The 20,531-nt window shown below is 30.6% G+C and carries 19 protein-coding genes; 14 read left to right on the top strand and 5 right to left on the bottom strand.

The window, feature by feature from the left end; all coding sequences use genetic code 11:
* Positions 1-176: 176 nt before the first annotated feature.
* The 14 genes from ACOQN8_RS11415 to ACOQN8_RS11350 are packed head-to-tail and all read left to right on the top strand — an operon-like array spanning position 177 to position 16,244.
* Positions 177-572 (top strand): type III secretion system chaperone family protein, encoded by a 396-nt coding sequence (locus ACOQN8_RS11415; protein ID WP_150900735.1) that lies wholly within the window; start codon positions 177-179, stop codon positions 570-572.
* A 12-nt stretch (positions 573-584) separates the two neighbouring features.
* Positions 585-1,310 (top strand): PspA/IM30 family protein, encoded by a 726-nt coding sequence (locus tag ACOQN8_RS11410; RefSeq protein WP_235275712.1) that lies wholly within the window; start codon positions 585-587, stop codon positions 1,308-1,310.
* Between the two features lie 27 nt (positions 1,311-1,337).
* A complete protein-coding gene (locus tag ACOQN8_RS11405) occupies positions 1,338-2,009 on the top strand; it encodes a hypothetical protein (protein ID WP_420552760.1) in 672 nt (223 codons plus the stop codon).
* Positions 2,010-2,039: 30 nt separating this feature from the next.
* Positions 2,040-4,112, top strand: coding sequence for a flotillin family protein (locus ACOQN8_RS11400; RefSeq protein WP_420552820.1), 2,073 nt, complete (start codon positions 2,040-2,042; stop codon positions 4,110-4,112).
* A gap of 56 nt (positions 4,113-4,168) precedes the next feature.
* Positions 4,169-4,681: a toxin-antitoxin system YwqK family antitoxin gene (locus ACOQN8_RS11395; RefSeq protein WP_420552759.1), complete on the top strand. Its 513-nt coding sequence runs from the start codon at positions 4,169-4,171 to the stop codon at positions 4,679-4,681.
* Positions 4,682-4,724: 43 nt separating this feature from the next.
* Complete coding sequence (locus tag ACOQN8_RS11390) at positions 4,725-9,587, top strand: DNA repair ATPase (RefSeq protein ID WP_420552758.1); 4,863 nt, start codon at positions 4,725-4,727, stop codon at positions 9,585-9,587.
* A 15-nt stretch (positions 9,588-9,602) separates the two neighbouring features.
* Positions 9,603-10,157, top strand: a complete 555-nt coding sequence (locus ACOQN8_RS11385; RefSeq protein ID WP_420552757.1) for a DUF4178 domain-containing protein — start codon at positions 9,603-9,605, stop codon at positions 10,155-10,157.
* A 3-nt stretch (positions 10,158-10,160) separates the two neighbouring features.
* Entirely contained in the window at positions 10,161-10,985 is an 825-nt protein-coding gene (locus ACOQN8_RS11380) for a hypothetical protein (protein ID WP_420552756.1), read from the top strand.
* A 28-nt stretch (positions 10,986-11,013) separates the two neighbouring features.
* Complete coding sequence (locus ACOQN8_RS11375) at positions 11,014-11,892, top strand: DUF350 domain-containing protein (RefSeq protein ID WP_420552755.1); 879 nt, start codon at positions 11,014-11,016, stop codon at positions 11,890-11,892.
* Positions 11,880-13,442 carry a polyamine aminopropyltransferase gene (locus tag ACOQN8_RS11370; protein WP_420552754.1) on the top strand — a complete coding sequence of 521 codons (1,563 nt, stop codon included), beginning with the start codon at positions 11,880-11,882 and terminating at the stop codon, positions 13,440-13,442. Before ACOQN8_RS11375 ends, ACOQN8_RS11370 begins: the two co-directional genes overlap by 13 nt.
* A gap of 6 nt (positions 13,443-13,448) precedes the next feature.
* Positions 13,449-13,745 (top strand): S-adenosylmethionine decarboxylase family protein, encoded by a 297-nt coding sequence (locus tag ACOQN8_RS11365; protein ID WP_150900727.1) that lies wholly within the window; start codon positions 13,449-13,451, stop codon positions 13,743-13,745.
* Positions 13,742-14,749: a potassium channel family protein gene (locus tag ACOQN8_RS11360; protein WP_420552753.1), complete on the top strand. Its 1,008-nt coding sequence runs from the start codon at positions 13,742-13,744 to the stop codon at positions 14,747-14,749. Before ACOQN8_RS11365 ends, ACOQN8_RS11360 begins: the two co-directional genes overlap by 4 nt.
* Before the next feature lie 3 nt (positions 14,750-14,752).
* A complete protein-coding gene (locus ACOQN8_RS11355; RefSeq protein WP_420552752.1) occupies positions 14,753-15,154 on the top strand; it encodes a glycine-rich domain-containing protein in 402 nt (133 codons plus the stop codon).
* Between the two features lie 10 nt (positions 15,155-15,164).
* Positions 15,165-16,244: a hypothetical protein gene (locus tag ACOQN8_RS11350; protein ID WP_420552751.1), complete on the top strand. Its 1,080-nt coding sequence runs from the start codon at positions 15,165-15,167 to the stop codon at positions 16,242-16,244.
* A gap of 18 nt (positions 16,245-16,262) precedes the next feature.
* Here the strand turns inward: ACOQN8_RS11350 and ACOQN8_RS11345 are convergent, their stop codons facing one another.
* The 5 genes from ACOQN8_RS11345 to ACOQN8_RS11325 form a co-directional block, all read right to left on the bottom strand.
* Positions 16,263-16,691, bottom strand: coding sequence for a secondary thiamine-phosphate synthase enzyme YjbQ (locus ACOQN8_RS11345; protein WP_420552750.1), 429 nt, complete (start codon positions 16,689-16,691; stop codon positions 16,263-16,265).
* Between the two features lie 61 nt (positions 16,692-16,752).
* Positions 16,753-17,292, bottom strand: coding sequence for an NUDIX hydrolase (locus ACOQN8_RS11340; RefSeq protein ID WP_420552749.1), 540 nt, complete (start codon positions 17,290-17,292; stop codon positions 16,753-16,755).
* A 71-nt stretch (positions 17,293-17,363) separates the two neighbouring features.
* A complete protein-coding gene (locus ACOQN8_RS11335) occupies positions 17,364-18,581 on the bottom strand; it encodes a hypothetical protein (RefSeq protein WP_150900721.1) in 1,218 nt (405 codons plus the stop codon).
* A gap of 22 nt (positions 18,582-18,603) precedes the next feature.
* A complete protein-coding gene (locus ACOQN8_RS11330) occupies positions 18,604-19,956 on the bottom strand; it encodes a hypothetical protein (RefSeq protein WP_420552748.1) in 1,353 nt (450 codons plus the stop codon).
* A gap of 226 nt (positions 19,957-20,182) precedes the next feature.
* Positions 20,183-20,404, bottom strand: a complete 222-nt coding sequence (locus ACOQN8_RS11325) for a T9SS type A sorting domain-containing protein (protein WP_420552747.1) — start codon at positions 20,402-20,404, stop codon at positions 20,183-20,185.
* Positions 20,405-20,531: the final 127 nt, after the last annotated feature.

Here is a 20,531-nt window from a genome sequence, read left to right as displayed (position 1 = left end):
ATTTGCTATTTTTTTTAGTTAAAAATCAAAATAAAAAAGAACAACTAACCAAATTTTAACAACTATGATACTATTTACTATATGTATGACCGGACTTGTTTTCAAATCTTTTTTGTAATATTACAAGCGCTAAAAAGAGAAGAAAACAAAATTATAAACTACTAATTTCATTGCTAATGAACAATCACTATTTAAAAACAAAAAACTTTTTACAGGAGCTTAATGTAAACATTATAAAAGAAGACGAAACTGAGGGGATTTTTGTTATTGAAAAAGAAAGTTTTGGAATCAAAAACTTAATTATAGGAGTTGCTTACCCAATAGTTATTATTGAACAATTCATCTTTAAAGTTAATCAACCAAACGAAGAAATTTTTAAGAGTTTACTAAAAAAGAACAGAGACATTGTTCATGGTGCCTTTGTTTTAGACGACAGCTATGAGCGTGTAATTTTTAGAGACACTTTACAATTAGAAAATTTAGACTTAAACGAATTAGAAGCTAGTTTAAACTCTTTGAGTTTATTACTAAGCGAATATTCTGAACAAATTATTACATATTCAAAATATTAAAAAAATATTATTATGAACATTTTTAGAAGATTATTTAACATAGGAAAAGCCGAAGCTCACTCTGCCATTGATAAAATGGAAGACCCTATTAAACTGACAGAGCAAGGAATAAGAGACATGAAAAAAGACTTAGATAAAAGTCTTGAAGCATTGGCTCAAGTTAAAGCTATGGCTATTAGAGCCAATAACGATAAAGAACAATACACATCTAAAGCTGAAGACTATCAAAACAAAGCGATGCTTATTTTGAAAAAAGCTCAAAATGGTGATTTAGATATGGCGGAAGCTGATCGTTTAGCAAAAGAAGCTTTAATTAAAAAAGAAGAAGCTACAAACCACATTACTAGAACCACAGAAGAAGCTGAAAGATTTAACAAATCTGTTGCTCAATTAGAGAAAAATGTTTCTGAAATAAAATCGAATATCAGTAAGTGGGAAAATGAGTTAAAAACTTTAAAAGCCAGAGTTAAGGTTAGCAATGCTACTAAAAACTTAAACAAGCAAATGGCTGAAATCGATAGCTCTAGTACAGTTTCTATGTTAGAGCGTATGAAAGAAAAAGTACAGCAAGAAGAAGCATTAGCAGAAGCTTATGGAGACATCGCTAATGAATCTAAGAGTATAGACGAAGAACTAGACGCTATTGTAGACACTACTGAAGCTAGTGCTATGAGCGATTTAGAAAAGCTTAAAAAACAATTAGGAATGGATAAAAGTGACGAGACTAACAATTCTTAGAACTAAATAAATGTAAAAAAAATTAAAATGGAAGAGCTATTAAACAATGCATTCTCACCTGTTAATGCTACATTGAGCATCTTATTAATCATACTTTCTTTGTATTGGGTTTTAACGATACTTACAGGTATTGATTTAGATTTTTTTGATGTAGAGTTTGACATAGATTCAGATGTGGATATTGATGCTGATGTTGATAGCAAAATAGATGTAGACATACCAGATAATAACGCAGCAGAAGGTTTTTTTATAAAATTTTTAAAATACTTCGGATTTGACGAATTGCCTTTCATGTTCTTAATTTCGATTGTTGTCGTTGTTATGTGGTTTATATCTATAAACCTAAATCATTACTTAAGCTTTCCAACCTTCATTGGGTTTATTTTACTAATCCCAATCTTTTTTGCAAGCCTTTTTGTTGCTAAATTCCTAACAAAACCTCTCGTAAAGGTTTATAGAATGATTAACCACAAAGGAGAAGAAGTTATCGACTTTTTAGGAAGAGAAGGTAAAATTACTGCTTCAGTAAAGGATAATAAAATAGGTCAACTTGAGATTATGGTAAAAGGAGACCCTATAAAGATTTATGTAAAATCTAATTCAGGAGAAACAATAAAAACTGGAGAAAAAGCAGTAGTTATTGACGAATCAAAAGATCTCAAATATTACATCATAAAAAAACTAGAAACAATCAATTAAAACACTAAACTTATGTTAGAAACTTCTTCAATGGTAATCATAGCATTTATTGCTATTGTTATACTAGGACTATTATTCTGGATTATATCCATGTATAAAAAAATAGTTCAAGGAAAAGTACTTGTTAGAACTGGATTTGGAGGAACCAAAGTTTTCTTTAATGCTGGTATGGTAATCCCTGTACTTCACAAACAAGAAATTATGGACATTTCTGTAAAGAAGCTTGAGGTAGAACGTATTGGAAGCGATGGTTTAATTTGTAAAGACAATATGAGAGCTGATATTAAAGTAGCTTTCTTTGTTAGAGTCAACAAATCAGTTGCTGACATCATTAACGTTGCACAAACAATTGGATGTGAAAGAGCATCAGCAAAAGAAACCTTAGATAATTTATTTGAGGCTAAATTTTCGGAAGCTTTAAAAACCGTAGGTAAACAATTCGAATTTATAGAATTATACGAAGCTCGTAGAGAATTTAGAGAAGCTATTATGGATATTATTGGTACAGATTTAAATGGATATGCTTTAGATGACTGTGCTATTGACTATTTAGAGCAAACTCCTGTAAATTACTTAAAAGCTGATAATATTTTAGATGCAGAAGGGATTAAGAAAATTACTGAATTAACTGCTGCACAAAACATAAAATCTAACTTAATTAAGCGTGACGAAGAAAAAACTATTCGCAAACAAGACGTAGAAGCTAGAGAAGCTATTTTAGAGTTAGACAAGCAATTAGCCGAAAAAGAAGAACAACAAAAACGTGAAATTGCTAATATAAAATCACGTGAAGAAGCTGAAACACTAAAAGTTGCGGAAGAAGAACGTTTAAAATCTGAAACAGCAAGAATAGCTACTGAAGAAAAAGTACAAGTTGCGGAAGAAAATATGCAACGTCAAATAATTGTTGCTGAAAAAAACAAAATACGTACAGAAGCTGTTGAAACAGAAAGAGTAGAAAAAGACAGAGCTTTAGAAGCTACAGAACGTGAGCGTATTGTTACACTTGCTCAAATTGAAAAAGAGAAAGTTGTAGAAGTTGAAAAGAAAAACATTCAAGATGTAATTCGCGATAGAGTAATGCTAGAGAAAGGTGTTGTAGAAGAAAAAGAAAACATGAAAGACATCGAAGCTTTTAAAGGAGCTGATCGTGAAAAGCAAGTTGCTATTACTTTAGCTGAGAAGTCTGCTCAAGAGCAATTAATTAAGCGAATTAAATTAGCAGAAGCAGAAAAAGAAGCTGCCAAGCAAAAAGCAGAAGAAATCAACATCCATGCACAAGCTCAAAAAGAAGCTAGTGAAAAAGAAGCCGAAGCTAGAAAAACATTAGCGGAAGCTAAAGCAAAAGAAGAAGCTACTATTGGTATGTCTGAAGCACAAGTAATGCATGCTAAAGCAGATGCTAACGAACGTCAAGGATTAGTAGAAGCTACAATTATTGAGAAAAAAGCAAAAGCTGAAGCTGCTGGAACCTTAGCAAAAGCAGAAGCTCTTAAAGAAGAAGGTATTGCAGAAGCAGAAGTAATCAAAGAAAAAGCACTAGCAAAAGCAACTGGTGATAAAGAGATTGCTTTAGCTGAAGCTGCTGGAATTGAAGAAAAAGCAGAAGCTATGAAGAAACTTGACGGTGTTGGTAAAGAGCACGAAGAATTCAAACTACGCTTAGAAAAAGAATTAAAAGTAGACTTAGCTCATATTAATGTTCAGAAAGATATTGCAGATGCACAAGCACAAGTTATTGGTGACGCATTGAAAGCTGCTAATATTGATATTGTTGGTGGTGAAACTATGTTCTTCGATCAAATCATTGGACAAATCACAAAGGCTAAAGGATTTGATAGATTGGTACAACACAGTGATAATATTCAAGATGTAAAAGATGCTATTTTAGGAAGTGATAATGTAAAAGGAAACTTATTAGATAAAGTAAAAGACTTTGCTACCAAATACGGAATTTCTTCTGAAGACATTAAAAACTTAACAGTAGCCAACCTTTTAATGGACTTAAAAGGAAAAGCAACTAGTTCAGATGATGAAAACCTTTTTAGTAACCTATTCAATTTAGCAAAAGGACTAGGTTTATCTAACCAAAAGTTATCATAATTAACAATTAAAGGTAGAGTTTTTCAAACTCTACCTTTAAAATTTCAGCTATTCATGTGACAAATAAAAAACAAATAATTAGGTTTATTTTTTTCATTTTTTTATTTACATCTTGTCATAAAAAAATTAGTGAAAAACAAGCTTGGAATAACTTTTTTAATGGCAATATAGAAGTTTCAAACACCCATTTTAAAGAGCTTATTAAAAATAACCCAAGCAGTAAAAAAAATTACTTAGGCCTTGCTTATACTCAATGTATCGCTAACAAAGAATATATGCCATACATTAAGAAGTTTACAAATAATAACGACTCTATATTAATGTTTTCGCATATAGCGGGAACTTTAAAACAATATTTTAGCAATGACTCTGAAAAAAAATTGAGAGAACATTTAAAAAATAATTTGGAAATTATTAAATCCCTCCACCTAGATAGTAGTTTTAAAACCTATCATCTAAATGGAAATATTGAATCTCAAGGTCAATACAAAAAAATGAGAGCCATTGGTATTTGGAAAAGCTATAGTGCTAATGGAAAATTGATAGAAGAAGTTATTCACCCTGAATAATCTAACTCCTTTTCACATCAAAAAAACTCGACTTAAGAAAATTATGGAAAACAAAAACAATGCACAGCAATTAGATGGCGGCACCTATGAAATCATTCAAAGTAGATTGCAAAAACAAAAGCAAGACCTACAAGAAAGATTACATACCCTAAATGAGGATAGAAAACATGTTTTTGGAGCTATAGAAACCAAATTAATTGCTAATGATAGAATTAATACCGAAAACAATTGTATTGCCAGAGATATCGTTTCTTTAGGTAACATCTCTATTTTCGGATACAATGTTCACTTCGGATTAAGAACAGACATCAAACTATCGGATGTGTTTAGTATTTATGAATTTAAAGAACAACGTTTCCACATCCAATCTTTAGATCTACTAAACGATCCTGTTTTTATTGATGATTTTACCAATCTTTATAAATATTATAGAAATACTATTTTCTCAAAATTTGCTGTAATTGGAAACTATTTATACATGGTTTTTCAGTTAAGCGAAAACAAAAGCGATATTAAAGCTTTTAAATGGCTTATCAACGAAAATAATCTTCAATATATTGATAACAGAAGCGAACATGAATATAAATTTCCTACACAACACGAGTTTAAATGGCAGGAAGTAACTCGTGATATGCACCGATATGGAACCTACTCTCATGTATCTATTTTAGACAAGGTTTTTGTAGAAACCATTGGAGGAGATTTAACTATTAAAATTGAAGACAACACAGACGAAGGAAGAGGAATTCTTTCTGAACCTGTTGAACATATAGATCAAACATTAGACGATGGTCAATTCAGATATGGTAATTTAGGAAACCTAATTACCCTAGAAGTAAAACCATTTCAAGAACCATCTCGCTATTTTGTTTATAACCACAAACTTCAGGAAGTTCAAAAAATAGACAGTATTAAAGACACTGCTGTTCAGTTACCAGATGACCATGGTATTATATTCCCCAACGGATATTACCTACAAACTGGAGAATATAAACTTTTTGAAAACGATGCTAAGGAAGTAAAATTCCAAGAAAAAATAGTATCTCCTAATGGAGAAGACTTCTTATATGTATTTTATGCAACCATCCGTGGTTTATACATTTTAATGTCATACAACATCATAGAACAAGAAGTTAAAACACCCATAATTTGTAATGGTTTTACTGTATTACAAAATGGAGAACTTTGTTATTTTAAAACAGAAAACGAACAAACCAAACATCATGTAGTTCAGATTTGGCAAACTCCTTATTTGAAAGGAGATTTTATGCCTTCACAACATGAAAACACATTATTATACAAAATAGGAAACAAAGATATTGTTCGTGCCATGGCAGAGTGTCACGAATTAATCAACCTATTAAATAAAGAAGATAATTACACAGGTTTATACAACGATATTGCCAAAATATCAAAAGATATAAACGACACTTATTATTGGTTACCTGAAAAAGAAACTTCACAGTTAAACATTCCTATTGCCCAAATAAATGAAGCTGCAAATGCTGCTATTGAGGAGTTTGAGAAGGTGGTTCAACTAAAAAAACAAGCTGAAAAGGAAACTAAAAATATCAATCAGAAATCTGATGAGTTATTCAGTAAAATAAAAAGTACTTCTTTTAAATCTATTGATGACTTTGTTGTTCTGTTAAATCAATTACGAACCTTACGAGGAGAAGTAATCAGCTTACATGATATTCGATATATAAATGCAAATCTCTTAAAAGAATTAGAAGAGCAAGTTGCCGAACAAAACAACCTTATTTCTAAACGCTGTGTTCAGTTTCTTTTAAACGATAAAGCATTAGAACCTTACCATAAGAGAGTTTCAGAAAAAGAAGAAGCTTTACCAAATATTAAAAAGGTAATAGACGCCAAAGCTCTAGAGAAAGAAGTTAATCAGATTACTTCCGATTTAGAGATGCTAATTGATATTGTTTCAAATTTAGAAATCGAAGATACTTCACAATCCACTAAGATTATTGATAACATCTCATTGATTTTTGCGACATTAAACCAGTTAAAATCTGGAATTAAGAATAGCATCAAAAGCTTAGGAAGCAAAGAAGCTAAGGCCGATTTTAACGCACAGTTAAAGCTAATTGACCAAAGTATCATCAATTACATAGACATTGCTAATACACCTGAAAAATGCGATGAATTCTTAACCAAAACAGCTATTCAACTTGAAGAGCTAGAAGGGAAATTTGCCGATTTTGAAGAGTTTATTACTTTGATTATTGAAAAAAGAGAAGAAGTTCATGCCGCTTTCGATAACAGAAAGAATAGCTTAATTGAAAAAAGAAACAAGAAAACTGTAGCGCTACAAACAGCTTCAGAAAGAATTTTAAAAGGTGTAAGCAAAAAAGCGCTTACTTTCAATTCAACTGAAGATATCAACGGATATTTTGCCGCTGATTTAATGATTAATAAAGTTAGAGACATTATTAGTCAACTAAAAGAATTGGACGATATCGGTAAAGCAGAAGCTATTGAAACGCAATTAAAAGTTGCAAAAGAAGATGCACTTAGAAAGCTAAAAGACAAGCAAGAACTTTACGAAGACGGTGAAAATATAATCAAATTAGGAAAACACAAATTTGGGGTAAACAAACAATTACTCGACCTTACTATTGTTTATAAAAACGAAGAGTTATACTATCACTTAACTGGAACCGATTTTTACGAGGAAGTTTCAAATGAAATCTTACTTAACTCAAAAAAATATTGGGACCAAGAATTAGTTTCAGAAAACAACACTGTTTATAGATCTTCATTTCTAGCTTTTAAATTATTTAATAAGTTTAAAGAAGAAGAATTAATCAACCTTACCGAAGAAGAGCTACTAAGTTTAATTAGAAAAGAAAGTAGTAATTCTTATGCTGAAGGCTACATAAAAGGTGTTCATGATGTTGATGCTGCAAAAATATTACACACATTAGTACATAAACATCACGAACTTGGATTACTAACTTTTACTCCAGACGTAAGAGCCTTTGCTCAATATTTCTGGAACTCATTAACCGAAGAACAAAAAACAAACTACAATACTTCAATTAAGGCTTCTGGTGAAGTTTTAGCCGTGTTCCCAAATAGCACTGCTTACGATTTTATTATTGATGACTTAACTGATTATTTAAATAGTTTTTCAGAAAAAACACAGCTTTTTTCAAATGAGCAATCTAAAACCATTGCTAGGTATTTATTCAATGAATTAAAGAGTAATAATACTTTTCACACAAGTCCAGAAGCCTTAGTTTTAAAAGAAACATTTATTAAAACTTTAGACAGGCAAAATGCTCTTCATAAATTTAAAGCAGGTGTTGAAAAGCTCGAAGAGTACACTGATAAGATTCAATTAGCCAAACAATGGGTAAGCTCTTTCATTAACGAAAAAACCCCTACCGAAACAAACTATATAAATGAAGTTGTTGTTTTACTATTGTTTGAAAACCTTTCAGCTTTAAACCCTATCAATGTTCACCCAAAACAAACATTGCAAGGATTAAAAGGTAATCATACTACAATTAACGAAAACACTATTGAGTTTGACTACCATAATTTCATTGAAGAGCTTACTCAATTTAATCAAAATGAAGTACCTAACTTCATACAATATAGAGAAGCAAAACATCAAGTAACTGAAGAGTTAAAAGAAGAATTAAAATTAGAAGAGTTCAAACCAAGAGTACTATCTTCTTTTGTTAGAAACAAATTGATAGATCAAGTTTACTTCCCTTTAATTGGTGATAACCTTGCCAAACAATTAGGAACTATTGGAGACAATAAGCGTACTGATAGAATGGGAATGCTATTATTAATTTCTCCTCCTGGATATGGTAAAACCACCTTGATGGAATACATATCGAACCGATTAGGATTGGTATTCATGAAAATTAATGGTCCTGCAATTGGTCATGAAGTAACCTCAGTAGATCCAATGTCTGCTAACAACTCAGCATCAAGAGAAGAGTTAAAAAAATTAAACTTAGCTTTTGAAATGGGAGACAATGTAATGTTATACCTAGATGACATCCAACACTGTAATCCAGAGTTTTTACAAAAGTTTATTTCTCTTTCTGACGGAACAAGAAAAATAGAAGGTATTTACAATGGAAAATCTAAAACCTACGATTTAAGAGGTAAAAAATTCTGTGTTATTATGGCTGGAAATCCATATACTGAAAGCGGTGACAGATTCCAGATACCAGACATGCTTGCTAACAGAGCAGACATATACAATTTAGGAGATATTATAGGCGATACAGCACATTTATTTAAATTAAGTTTAATAGAAAATTCTTTAACCTCTAACCCTGTTTTACATCAACTTAGTAGTAAGTATTTTGATGATGTTTACACGCTAATTGACAAAGTGGAAAATAACACACAGGAGGTTAATTTAAAAGGAAATCACACCAAACAAGAAGTACAAGATTACATTGCAGTTCTTGAAAAAGTGATTACAATTAGAGATACTATTTTAAAAGTGAATCAAACCTATATTCAATCAGCAGCAATGGAAGACAGTTACAGAACTGAGCCTTCTTTTAAATTACAAGGTTCGTATCGTGATATGAACAAATTAGTTGCTAAAATTGTTCCTATCATGAATCAAGATGAATTAGGACGTTTATTATTATCTCATTACGAAAGTGAATCACAAACCCTAACCTCAGCAGCTGAAGCCAACCTTTTAAAGTACAAAGAACTAATTAGCGCCCTAACAAATGAAGAAAAAGAACGTTGGGACGACATTAAGAAGATTTTCCTTAAAAACAACAAACTAAATGGTTTAGGAAACAAAAATGAGATGACACAAATTCTAAGTCAAATGATGGCATTTACTGAGAACTTGGAAGGAATAAAATCTGTTTTACAGAAAGGATTAGAAAATAAAAATTAACCACAACCTACTACTATGGGATTTTTTGATTTATTCAAAAGCAATAAAAACGAAGAAGAAAAACATTACGATCCAATTAACATCAAAGTAACCGACTTAGAAAACGGTTACCTATTAGATTACGACTTAGAAACTTGGACAGTTACTAAAATGTCTGAATACGATTGGGGAAACAATCATTTCTCAAGAGAATTTGTAATTGAATCTAAAGGAAAGAAACGATTTCTTCATATAGAAGAAGATGATGAACTTATCATTTCTCTTTCAGAAGAATTAAAATACAGAAAATTAGGAGAAACTGTTACTGATTATATTGACACTAATGGAAAACCTCCAAAAAAAATTGCACATCAAAATATTACTTATTACTTAGACGAAGAATCTCCAGGATACTATAGAAATGTAGAAAACAAAAACTGGGAAGAACTTATTTCTTTTTACTACTTAGATGAAGACGAAGAAAAATGTTTAACCATTGAGCAATGGGACGAAAATGACTTTGAAGTAAGTATTGGAAAAATACTTAAACCATTTGAAATTAGTAATATTTTACCATCATACAACGAATAAACTATGCGACTTATCAACTATTTATTTCTATTAGCTATTAGTTTTTTAATAAGTTCTTGCAGCACTGAAAGAAAACCAAAATTTGTAAAATCACCTATCGATAATATCATCACTAAATACATTGACAAAAATGATTACAGTGTCATTTTAGCCGATATGGATTACAAAGAAGATACCGATAAATATTTTCATAAGTATCGAATTTTAATTGAAGAAAATCAACCAAACCTATCTATTGAACAATTAAAAGATAGCTTAGCTGAACCTACCGATATTAAAATTATTGACACTGACTGGAAGGAAGTTTCTCCTATAACTTTTGAAGAACATCAAAACGATTTAGGAATGACTATTTTAAGTAAGAAAAATGGAAAACTAGACAAAAATTCTGCTCCAGCTGGAGTTAATAATTATGTAGGAAATCCTAAATACGGAGAATGGAGAACCCATAGCGATGGAAGTTCTTTCTGGGCTTTTTATGGACGTTATCGATTATTTTCTGATTTATTCTTCGGACCAAGATATGGATATGGTTACGGCTACCCTAGAAGAGACTGGGACGACTATAATAGAAACTATCGTAATAGAAAATCATACTATGGTAGCTCTAGCAAATACGGAACAAACTCTACAGGAAATAAAAATACTTCTTGGGCTAAAAAGCCACAAACATTTAAAAGCAAGGTAAATTCAAAAGTTAGTAGAAGCGCTTCCAACATGCGTTCTAGAGGTTATACTTCAAGTAAAAGCTATAGCAAAAGAAGCAGAAGTAGCTCTAGATACAGCAGATCATCTTCTCGTTCAAGAAGCGGAGGCTTTGGTAAATAATAACTAACTTAAAAAGATTAAAATACAAATGGAAAACCTAACCGAATATATAGACATTATTAGCCTAGGACACTCTTTAGGCTATGTACTTTCTGCTTTTATCATCTTTTATTTAGGAAAGTTAATTTATAGCTTAATAAATAAGAAAATTAATATTGCACATGAACTTGTTGAAAAAGACAATTTTGCTTTTATTCTATCCTATACAGGTTATTTTGTAGGATTAGTTATAATTCTAGGAGGTGCAATTATTGGAGAAAGCGTTGATTTTTATACAGATTTATTTCACATTGGTACCTATAGTCTTATTGGTATTGTTTTACTGCATATTTCAATTCTAATTAGCAACAAGCTAATTTTACCAAAATTTGATATTAAAAAGGAAATTATTGAAGATAAAAACGAAGGTACAGGAGTTATAGAAGCTTGTATCTACATTGCAAACGCTTTAATATTACATGGAGCTCTTATTGGAGAATCTGAAAGTTTTCAAGAAGGAATACTCACCTTTATTAGTTACTGGGTTATTGGAAATATTATGCTAATTATTGCTTCAAAAATCTTCACTTTATGGATTCGTTTTGATGTACATGATCATATTGAAAAAGACAATGTTGCTGTTGGAATAAGCTTTGGAGGTGCAATCTTAGCGATAGGAATTGTAATTATGAACGCCTTATTAGATCCTTTTATTGATTGGACCACTACTTTAATCGATGTTAGTTTACAAACCGTTTTAGGAATTATCTTATTACCAATAATGCGTTTCTTAACTGACAAAATTTTACTTCCAGGAAGAACATTAACAGACGAAATAATTAACCAAGAAAAACCAAATATTGGAGCTGGTTTACTAGAAGCATTTGCTTATGTTGGCTCAGCTATATTAATTACATGGAGTATTTAAAAAGTAATTCATTCGTACTTAAATCGGCAATTTTTGCTACTGGTTTTGCTGGAATTGTTGCAGAGTACGTTTTATCTACACTTGCCACCTACTTCATTGGAAACTCAGTTTTTCAATGGACTATGATTGTTTCTTTAATGCTATTTTGCATGGGACTAGGTAGTAGACTTAGCCAGTATTTCACCAAAAACCTAGTGAGAAACTTTTTACTACTAGAGCTAGCATTATCTTTAATAGTAGCTTTCTCTTCGGTATTAGTATACACACTAGCTGCAGTTTCCTCTTATTACGATTTAGTAATTTATCTTTTAAGTATGCTTGTAGGCTTACTTATTGGTCTAGAAATTCCTTTGGTAGTAAGAATAAATAAAGAGTACGAAGATTTAAAAACCAACATCTCATCAATTCTTGAAAAAGATTATTATGGAAGTTTATTAGGCGGTGTATTTTTTGCTTTCATCGGCTTACCTATTTTAGGACTTACTTACACCCCTTTTATCCTAGGGTTCATCAACTTTTTTGTTGCCTGTATTGTTTTCTATCGCTTTAAAGGAAAAATGGTAAAAAAGCAATTCAAACCTATGCTAGGAAGTATTGGTATTGTTTTGACTATTCTTATTGCCGGAATGAGTTTTACAAACGACATTATTACCTGGGGAGAGCAAAAGAAATACAAAGACAAAGTTGTTTACGCAAATCAAAGTAAATACCAAAAAATTGTTTTAACCGAATGGAAGGATGAGCATTGGTTATACTTAAATGGAAACTTACAGTTTTGCTCTATTGATGAAGAAATGTACCATGAACCTTTGGTACACCCTATTATGCAAGCACATCCAAATCCACAAAAAATATTAATTCTTGGTGGTGGAGATGGTTGCGCAGTAAGAGAACTTTTAAAATATCCTTCTGTTGATAAAATTAACATGGTAGATTTAGATCCTAACATGACTAATCTAGGTAAAAACAACCCAATTCTTATAGACATCAACGAGGGATCAATGAATAGTGAAAAACTAACTATTTATAATAAAGATGCCTATGTTCACCTAGAACAAGACACAAAATCTTTTTACGATATTATTATTATTGATTTACCAGACCCAAGAAGTGTTGAATTAGGTAGGTTATACTCTCATGAATTTTACACTTTATGCAGACGTAAGCTAAGACCTAACGGATTACTTATAACACAATCTGGAAGCCCATATTTTGCTACAAAGGCATTTCAGTGTATAGATTTAACAATGCAATCGGCAGGATTCACTACAGTTCCAATGCACAATCAAATAATATCTATGGGAGAATGGGGTTGGATTATAGGAACTAAAAACAAGAATATTTCAAAAGAAACATTTAAAAAACAATTACAAAGCTTACAGTTTAATTCTATTACCACTAAATGGATTAACAACGAAGCAATGTTATTATTAACTTCTTTTGGAAAAAAAGATTTCTTTAATATCGATGCTAAAAAAATTGAAGTGAATAAGATTCAAAATCCGGTATTGTATCAATACTATTTAAAAGGAAATTGGGATTTATACTAATAAAAAATGAACACTAGTTACAAACATATACAAGCCGAAATATACAATCTTCAGGAATGGATTATAGAAACCAATCCTGAGATTTTAAAAACCAAATTTGAAAAATTGCTACAACAAAGTGAGTTTACCATTTTAGCTTTTAACGAACATTATTTTGAACAACAAGGGTATACTTGTTTTTGGTTACTCGGAGAAAGTCATTTAGCGATTCATACATTCCCTGAAAGCAAAAAAACTTACATTGAGCTAAGTAGTTGTAATCAGGAAAAATTAAACACTTTTAAAGTTTTAATGAACGCATGAGTACTAAACAAAAACTAATACTCCTCCTTATAATTGCAGCCATATACAACCTACTAGTATATGGTTTGTATTATTTTGAATCAAACTTTGAAAACACTAACATTCATAATCTTGCCGATGCTTATTGGTATTCTTTAGTAACCCTAACAACTGTTGGTTATGGTGACTTCTACCCTATTACTTTTTGGGGAAGATTAATTGGAATACTTTTCGTATTGGGAAGTCTTGGTATGTTAGGATACATCGTTACAGAATTAAGCTTAAAAATATCAGAATACTTAAAAAAAAGAGAAATGGGATACTTTGGAACAGATATGAACAACCACTGTATAATTATTGGCTGGAATACTTTTTCAAAACAAGTTGCCGAACAAATAATAAATGCTGGAGAAGATTTAGCTATAGTTGTTAATCAAGAATCAGATCTAAAAACAATTAAACAAATTTATTCAGATAAAAACTGTTTTGTTTTATTAGCTGATTTAAACGATTATAAGTCTTTAGAAAAAATAAACATTATTAATTCAAGAAGAGTTTACATTAGTTTTGAAAACGACACAGATTCCTTAGTTTATACCATTAGCTTAAAAAAGCGATTTGAAAAAGTGAATTGTGTTGTTGCTATAGAAAACATAGAATTAAAATCATCTTTTAATTATTTAGGAGTACAATTTATTATTCCTAAAAAAGAAATAGTTTCTAAGTTTATAGCAAGCTATATATTCGAACCTAATGTTGCATTACTTACCGAAGATTTAATATCTACCTCAAACGACAAGAGTAATTTAGATATTTGCGAAACTAAATTAACAGCAAATCACAACTATACAAACACACGTTTTTTAGACACTTATATTGATTTAAAAGAAAAATCAGGAATTACTTTAGTTGCTCTAAGTAGAGATGAACAGCTAATTAAAAACCCAGAAAACAATCTAATACTTAAAGAGAATGATGTCTTGGTTTATATTGCCAACGGAGAAAACAAACTCTATTTAAACTAGTTTATGGAACTCCAATTAAACGATATTTTATCAAACATTCCTCTATTAAAGAAAAAAATAGCTGAAATAAGTTTCAAAAACCAAGTTGATAGTGATCAATTATTAATAGAAATGGTAAAGTTTCTAAACCTAATTCATATTACTAATGAAAAACTAAGTCCTTCTGTATTAGTTGATCTAGCTTGGCATGAATTTATTCTATTTACCCGATACTATAATGAATTTTGTTTAACTCACTATTCAAGGTTTATACACCACACTCCTAGTGAAAACAGCGAACCAAAAACATTTCAAAAAACAATAGAACTTTATATAAAACACTACAACAAACCACCAGAATCCATTTGGGGTTCATATGCTATAAAAGAATGGGAAGCTAGCAATTGCGGAGCTTGCCACAATTAAAAATCAACTTATGTATTTAGAAGGTATTATTACCATTGACCCATCTCAACTTACAGAGATTAAAAAAGTAAAACCAACTAAAGCTTTTAAAAAGTTTTTTCACCACCTAACTTTAGGTGTTGTTTCCGACAAAGAAGAACGTGAAACTTTTACAGCTGTTGCAATTTTACAGCAACTAAACGCTACTTTTAGAAGTTTAAATATTACTAATATCATTAAAATTGCTCATGATGACATCAATTTTTATCATGATAAAGACGGAAAAGAAAATGATTTAAAATATGCGCTAGACAAATATGAAATTGAAATAAATGACGCTATGTCTATTCATTTCAAACAATTAAAACTTGTTTTGGAACACGAAGACAATGATTTCAAATATTTAATAGAAACCGAAATCAATAGAGATCATAAAATAGGTGTTTATCCAATTGTCATAAAAGTTTCTGGGTTATTTAAAGAATTTAGCTCAGGAGACATCAATAATAAAATAAGTAAAACCGTTAGTAATCAAGAAAGTTTTGACAAGTTTAAAAACGATAAAAATAAATGGTTTGACTATTTTTTAAACAGAATAAAACTATCCTTAAAAAAACAAATTGAAACTGATGATATACAGACCTATACTAAGAACAAATTTATTTTACCAAAACAAAAAATAAATAATAAAAAAGATATTCAACCTAATACTCAAGGAGGAGGAATATATGGCGGATATCACGGGTTTAACGACTTTCTTTTTTATAGTTTAATTTGGTCTGACATCATGCATCATAATGACAATATTACCATCCAAAATTCTTATTATGAAAATGACAAAGGTGAAGATTTAGGGTACGCTAAAGAAGTAGAAACTTCAAATGATATTTTTGATAGCGAATCTAATAGCGAAACCGTAAACTCTAGCACTTTTGATGAAGATCCTTTAAGTATTAATGAACCTGAGGTTACAGAATCTACTAGTTGGTTTGACTCAAGCTCATGGGGAAGTGATTCCGACTCTAGTTGGTTTGACACTGATTCTAGCTCTTGCTCTAGTTGTTCATCATGCTCAAGCTGCTCTAGTTGCTCTAGTTGCGGAGGAGATTAATAAAAAAGCAACCACTGCTTACAAATAAACAGTGGTTGCTTTTTTGAATTTATTTCTTCTACCTCCATAATTACGATGTTCACCTAAATAGATTCCTTGCCAAGTCCCTAGATTTAACCTTCCATTGGTTATTGGTATTTGTACCTGACAACCTAGCATAGAACTTTTAATATGCGCAGGCATATCATCAGCTCCCTCATAATCGTGTTTATAATAAGGCATATTTTCCGGAATCATTTTATTAATATGCGACTCGAAATCTTCTCTAACAGTAGGATCTGCATTTTCGTTAATTGTTAAACTAGCAGAAGTATGCTTTATAAAAGCCTGAAACTGCCCTTTCATAATAGTTTGAATTTCTGGAATAGCACTTTCTAAAATATCAGTAATAATATGATATCCTCTTCTAAATTCTGGTAATTGGATTTCTTTTTGATATATTTTCATAATCCAAAAATAACAAAAGCCACTGATGTAATATCAATGACTTTTAAAACAAACAACTTAATCAAAATCTATAAAAGTTAGTTCTTAATTTAAAATCTCTAGGCTTATCCTTGCTTTTTTCTCTTATTACTAAGGCTCCTCCCCAAACACTTTTATCTTTAAATATTCTTTTCATAATTGCCTTCATATCTTTGTAAGCCATTTTTTCTAAAGATTGATCTATGGGCACCCAAGCTACATCACTACATGATGGCGGAGGCTTTATAGTTCCTGAAACATAGATTGCTTGATAATAATGCATCAACGTTGGCTTAGGATATCCTTCAAAATGAAAAGTAAACAAACCTCTTAATTTGATATCTTTCACTTTTACCCCAACACTTTTTGCCATGCTTTTTACAAACTCTTTCATAGCAAAATCTCCAGCAAATTTTCTCCCTTGTATTTCCCAATCATTTCTCCACTTCACTAGCAACACTTCATTGGAACTATTTGTTATTACCAGTTTGATAAATGAATAATTTGGTTCTGTTTTTTTATTCTGCGCAGCTAGACTAAAAGTCATTAAAAAGAATACTACTGCAATTATTTTCTTATACATTCGTTAATTCAGAATTAAGAAAACCGAATTGTAATAAACAATTCGGTTTAAAATAATCAAAAAATAGGATTTTATTCATCTAAATAATCCTCTAAAACTGTAATCCACCCCTTAACTGGATCCAGTAATAGTTTTTCTGTATTTGCTGTATACTCTAACTGAATAGTTCCTGTTGCTACTGGATCTATATTTTGCCCATCTTTATATGCCCAAACAGTAACTTTTAAATCATATGTTTGCCCTTCTTTTAAATCGTCTTGAGCTTGCCTTAACAACTCTAAAAATGCATAATCTGCAATATTATTTGAACGGTTCACTGTTACTTTTGGATAAAAGAAATAGAAATCGTTTTTATACTTATCTAACTGCGGAATATTTTTAGCAAACTTTGTACTAGTTTTTCTCAATTCTTCTCTTCCTGTTTTCTTTCCTGCCATTTCATAAGTAATATTAAACCAAGAACCTGGATGAGAAACCGATAAAGGCTGATCAAAATAAGGCTTAAATGCTACTGTTGAACCTAACTCTTGTTTAGTAATAAAGTTAGCTACTTTTTCTACTGGCTGATTTGATCTTGAACTCCTTAAATAGTTAGTTCCTTTAGCAAAAGCAACTTTCCCATGATAATTTTTATACGAATCGAAACGCATTAATTTCTTTTTCGTTTTAGCCATTTTAAGTGAATTCAAATCACTTATAATCATATCTACTTTTGCTTGTGCTGTTTCAATATCCCAAGTATCTAAATCGGCTTTATTCTTTGCCATCACCTCAATTACTGTTCTTTTTGAATCTAATGGTACCGACTCATCATAGCTATTTATACTTCTATCAGTTTGTTGAGTTTGTGCAATTACTCCTGGAGCGACTTCAAAAACTTCTATGTATGATTTTGCTGATGATGACATCCATACAAAAAACATCTTTACTTGTTTTTTTCTAAAATAACTTTCTTTAAAGTTCATTTTTAATTGTGGATTCTCCTGCTTTCTTTCCCAGTAATGCAACTGATTTACAACCTTTCCTTGATCTTCTTTAACAAATTTAAATCCGAAAGCTTTTTTATCTTTTAATCCATGATACTCTCCACTCATACCAAGTTCATCGTTTACACTATTCAAATATCCAAATGTTCCTGATGATGCCCCTGATGATTTTGAACCTCTTTTTGATTTCTTTTTAGAAGTTACTTTTTTTATCAAACTTTTAAATTGTGCGTTCGTTTCTGTAGTACCCCCTAGAAACATCATTGCGCTCAATACACATGTTAATATTACTTGTTTTCTCATTTTAATTTAATTTTTAGTTTAGTTAAAAATTTAGTTTTATTGATTTTACTTGTTTTGTTATTCTTCCATTATCTCCTCTTTTACCATTCCTTCCTCTACTTGAATGTGAATACTTAGGAGCTCCTCCATTTCCACCGTCTCCCCCTTGGTTATTAAACTCTATATTTAGTTTTGTTACAGATGGATCTTTTATCAGCAAGATATTTCCTCCTGCTCCACCATAACCACCATTTCCTCCGTTTGGTGAACTTTTACGACCTTCATCTCCATTCATTCCTCTTCCTCCTTGATTATTGATAATTAACTTTGTATCAGTAGTCAGCTTATATCTAGCTACGTGCTTATTTTTGGTAGTATTGTAAATGTCTATTTTATTCAGTTTAACCCCAGTTTGTTTGTGACTTACTGTTTTTACTTTTATGGTAAGATTATCACCTCTTCCTGCATGCTGCCCATCTTTACCTTGAAAAACAGTTACGTATTTATGACGTTCGTGCCCCCAAAATCCCTGTTGATTAACCTGAATAGAAATATTATTAGTTGTATTGATATGCTTTTTTGCTTTTAATTGCGGATGATATTTAGAAGTTATTTCCAATGTTACTCTATCATTTTTTAATGATTTTGCATCTTCATCTACCCTTACTTCATCAATAGTATTGCTACATCCTTTGTGTGTTAACTTGAAATCACTCCAAGGAATTTTTCCTCCTAAATTTTTTGTTGATAATTTACTTCCATCTTTAAGTGTTGCAATTACTCCATACTTTATTGCCTCTGAAAAATGCGCTACTTTTTTTGGTGTGCTTACCAACTTAATTTCTATACTTTTAACCTCCTTAGCTTCTAAGGAATTTTTCTTCCTCTCTACTTCAACCAATGCCGCTTTTTGTTCTTTCACTTCAGCTCTTGCTGTAGTTTGGTTTTTAAATACAGATTTAGAATACTCTTCTACTAGTTTATTTAGTTCATTATATTTTTTTGAAAGGCTACCTCCTTTTGTAAACACATACTTTGTAGTTGCTTCTTCTTTCCCATTCCAACTATAATACACCCCTATTCCATTTACAAATGTTAATCGGTAGGTAGAAAAACTAAAATACGCCGGATGTCCTGGTACATCTGGTTTGAAATTCTCATCCAAAATCCCAGCCCTCTTTACTAAAACATTTGAAACATTGTTCCCTTCTTTTGTAAACGTTATTGGCCATTGCTTTTTTACTTTGACCATTTTGTATTTTTTGTACGAAACTTTTTCAACTTTAAAAACAGTATACTTACCTGACTGAAATGCTTCTAATATTTTATTTTGATTTTCTTGCGACTGACATAGAACTGCCAAAAGCATAAATATTATTGAAATATTTTTCCTCATTTTAAACCCCATTTTTGTCTTAGATTATTTTTAAGACAAATAAAATTCAGTTTTCAATATTTAGTCATAAATTACTTCCGAATGAATAATTTTCTTTTCCAAAAAGCAATACTCACAAGCAAAAAAAAAGCCTCCACATAACTAATTGTGAAGACCTTACAACATAAAAACTACTTTACTCTTAAGGTAAAAAGTTTTATTAAACTTAAATTCTCTATTTCTAATTTTATTCTAGAACTATATTTCTTTTAATAAATGCACCTTCCTCAGTTTTCAATCGAACTATATACTCTCCTCTTTCTAAAACTGGTAATTTAATTGTATTAAATCCTTTTCCTTTAAATTTAGTTCTTGCTTTGATAATCTCTTTTCCTAAAGAATCAAAAACAAACACTTTGGTTTCTCCTTTTGGAATCCCAGTAACCTTTAAAACCTTTACTCTTAACATTAAAAACAATTTTATTTATACTAATCTTTATATAAATTAACATCATATTTAACTTACTTACACTTTATCATTTCCCAGTCACCTTTTTTAACTTCCAAAAAGAAAACCACCTATTTCAATTATAGAT

Source organism: Tenacibaculum aiptasiae (assembly GCF_965221665.1).
GTDB lineage: Bacteria > Bacteroidota > Bacteroidia > Flavobacteriales > Flavobacteriaceae > Polaribacter > Polaribacter aiptasiae.
This window is presented reverse-complemented; position numbering and strand designations above follow the sequence as displayed.

Excerpts from the sequence above, each read along its gene's own strand:
- ACOQN8_RS11415 (WP_150900735.1), top strand. The coding sequence starts at position 177 with ATGAACAATCACTATTTAAAAACAAAAAACTTTTTACAGGAGCTTAAT.
- ACOQN8_RS11410 (WP_235275712.1), top strand. The coding sequence starts at position 585 with ATGAACATTTTTAGAAGATTATTTAACATAGGAAAAGCCGAAGCTCAC.
- ACOQN8_RS11405 (WP_420552760.1), top strand. The coding sequence starts at position 1,338 with ATGGAAGAGCTATTAAACAATGCATTCTCACCTGTTAATGCTACATTG.
- ACOQN8_RS11400 (WP_420552820.1), top strand. The coding sequence starts at position 2,040 with ATGGTAATCATAGCATTTATTGCTATTGTTATACTAGGACTATTATTC.
- ACOQN8_RS11390 (WP_420552758.1), top strand. The coding sequence starts at position 4,725 with ATGGAAAACAAAAACAATGCACAGCAATTAGATGGCGGCACCTATGAA.
- ACOQN8_RS11385 (WP_420552757.1), top strand. The coding sequence starts at position 9,603 with ATGGGATTTTTTGATTTATTCAAAAGCAATAAAAACGAAGAAGAAAAA.
- ACOQN8_RS11380 (WP_420552756.1), top strand. The coding sequence starts at position 10,161 with ATGCGACTTATCAACTATTTATTTCTATTAGCTATTAGTTTTTTAATA.
- ACOQN8_RS11375 (WP_420552755.1), top strand. The coding sequence starts at position 11,014 with ATGGAAAACCTAACCGAATATATAGACATTATTAGCCTAGGACACTCT.
- ACOQN8_RS11370 (WP_420552754.1), top strand. The coding sequence starts at position 11,880 with ATGGAGTATTTAAAAAGTAATTCATTCGTACTTAAATCGGCAATTTTT.
- ACOQN8_RS11365 (WP_150900727.1), top strand. The coding sequence starts at position 13,449 with ATGAACACTAGTTACAAACATATACAAGCCGAAATATACAATCTTCAG.
- ACOQN8_RS11360 (WP_420552753.1), top strand. The coding sequence starts at position 13,742 with ATGAGTACTAAACAAAAACTAATACTCCTCCTTATAATTGCAGCCATA.
- ACOQN8_RS11355 (WP_420552752.1), top strand. The coding sequence starts at position 14,753 with ATGGAACTCCAATTAAACGATATTTTATCAAACATTCCTCTATTAAAG.
- ACOQN8_RS11350 (WP_420552751.1), top strand. The coding sequence starts at position 15,165 with ATGTATTTAGAAGGTATTATTACCATTGACCCATCTCAACTTACAGAG.
- ACOQN8_RS11345 (WP_420552750.1), bottom strand. The coding sequence starts at position 16,691 with ATGAAAATATATCAAAAAGAAATCCAATTACCAGAATTTAGAAGAGGA.
- ACOQN8_RS11340 (WP_420552749.1), bottom strand. The coding sequence starts at position 17,292 with ATGTATAAGAAAATAATTGCAGTAGTATTCTTTTTAATGACTTTTAGT.
- ACOQN8_RS11335 (WP_150900721.1), bottom strand. The coding sequence starts at position 18,581 with ATGAGAAAACAAGTAATATTAACATGTGTATTGAGCGCAATGATGTTT.
- ACOQN8_RS11330 (WP_420552748.1), bottom strand. The coding sequence starts at position 19,956 with ATGAGGAAAAATATTTCAATAATATTTATGCTTTTGGCAGTTCTATGT.
- ACOQN8_RS11325 (WP_420552747.1), bottom strand. The coding sequence starts at position 20,404 with ATGTTAAGAGTAAAGGTTTTAAAGGTTACTGGGATTCCAAAAGGAGAA.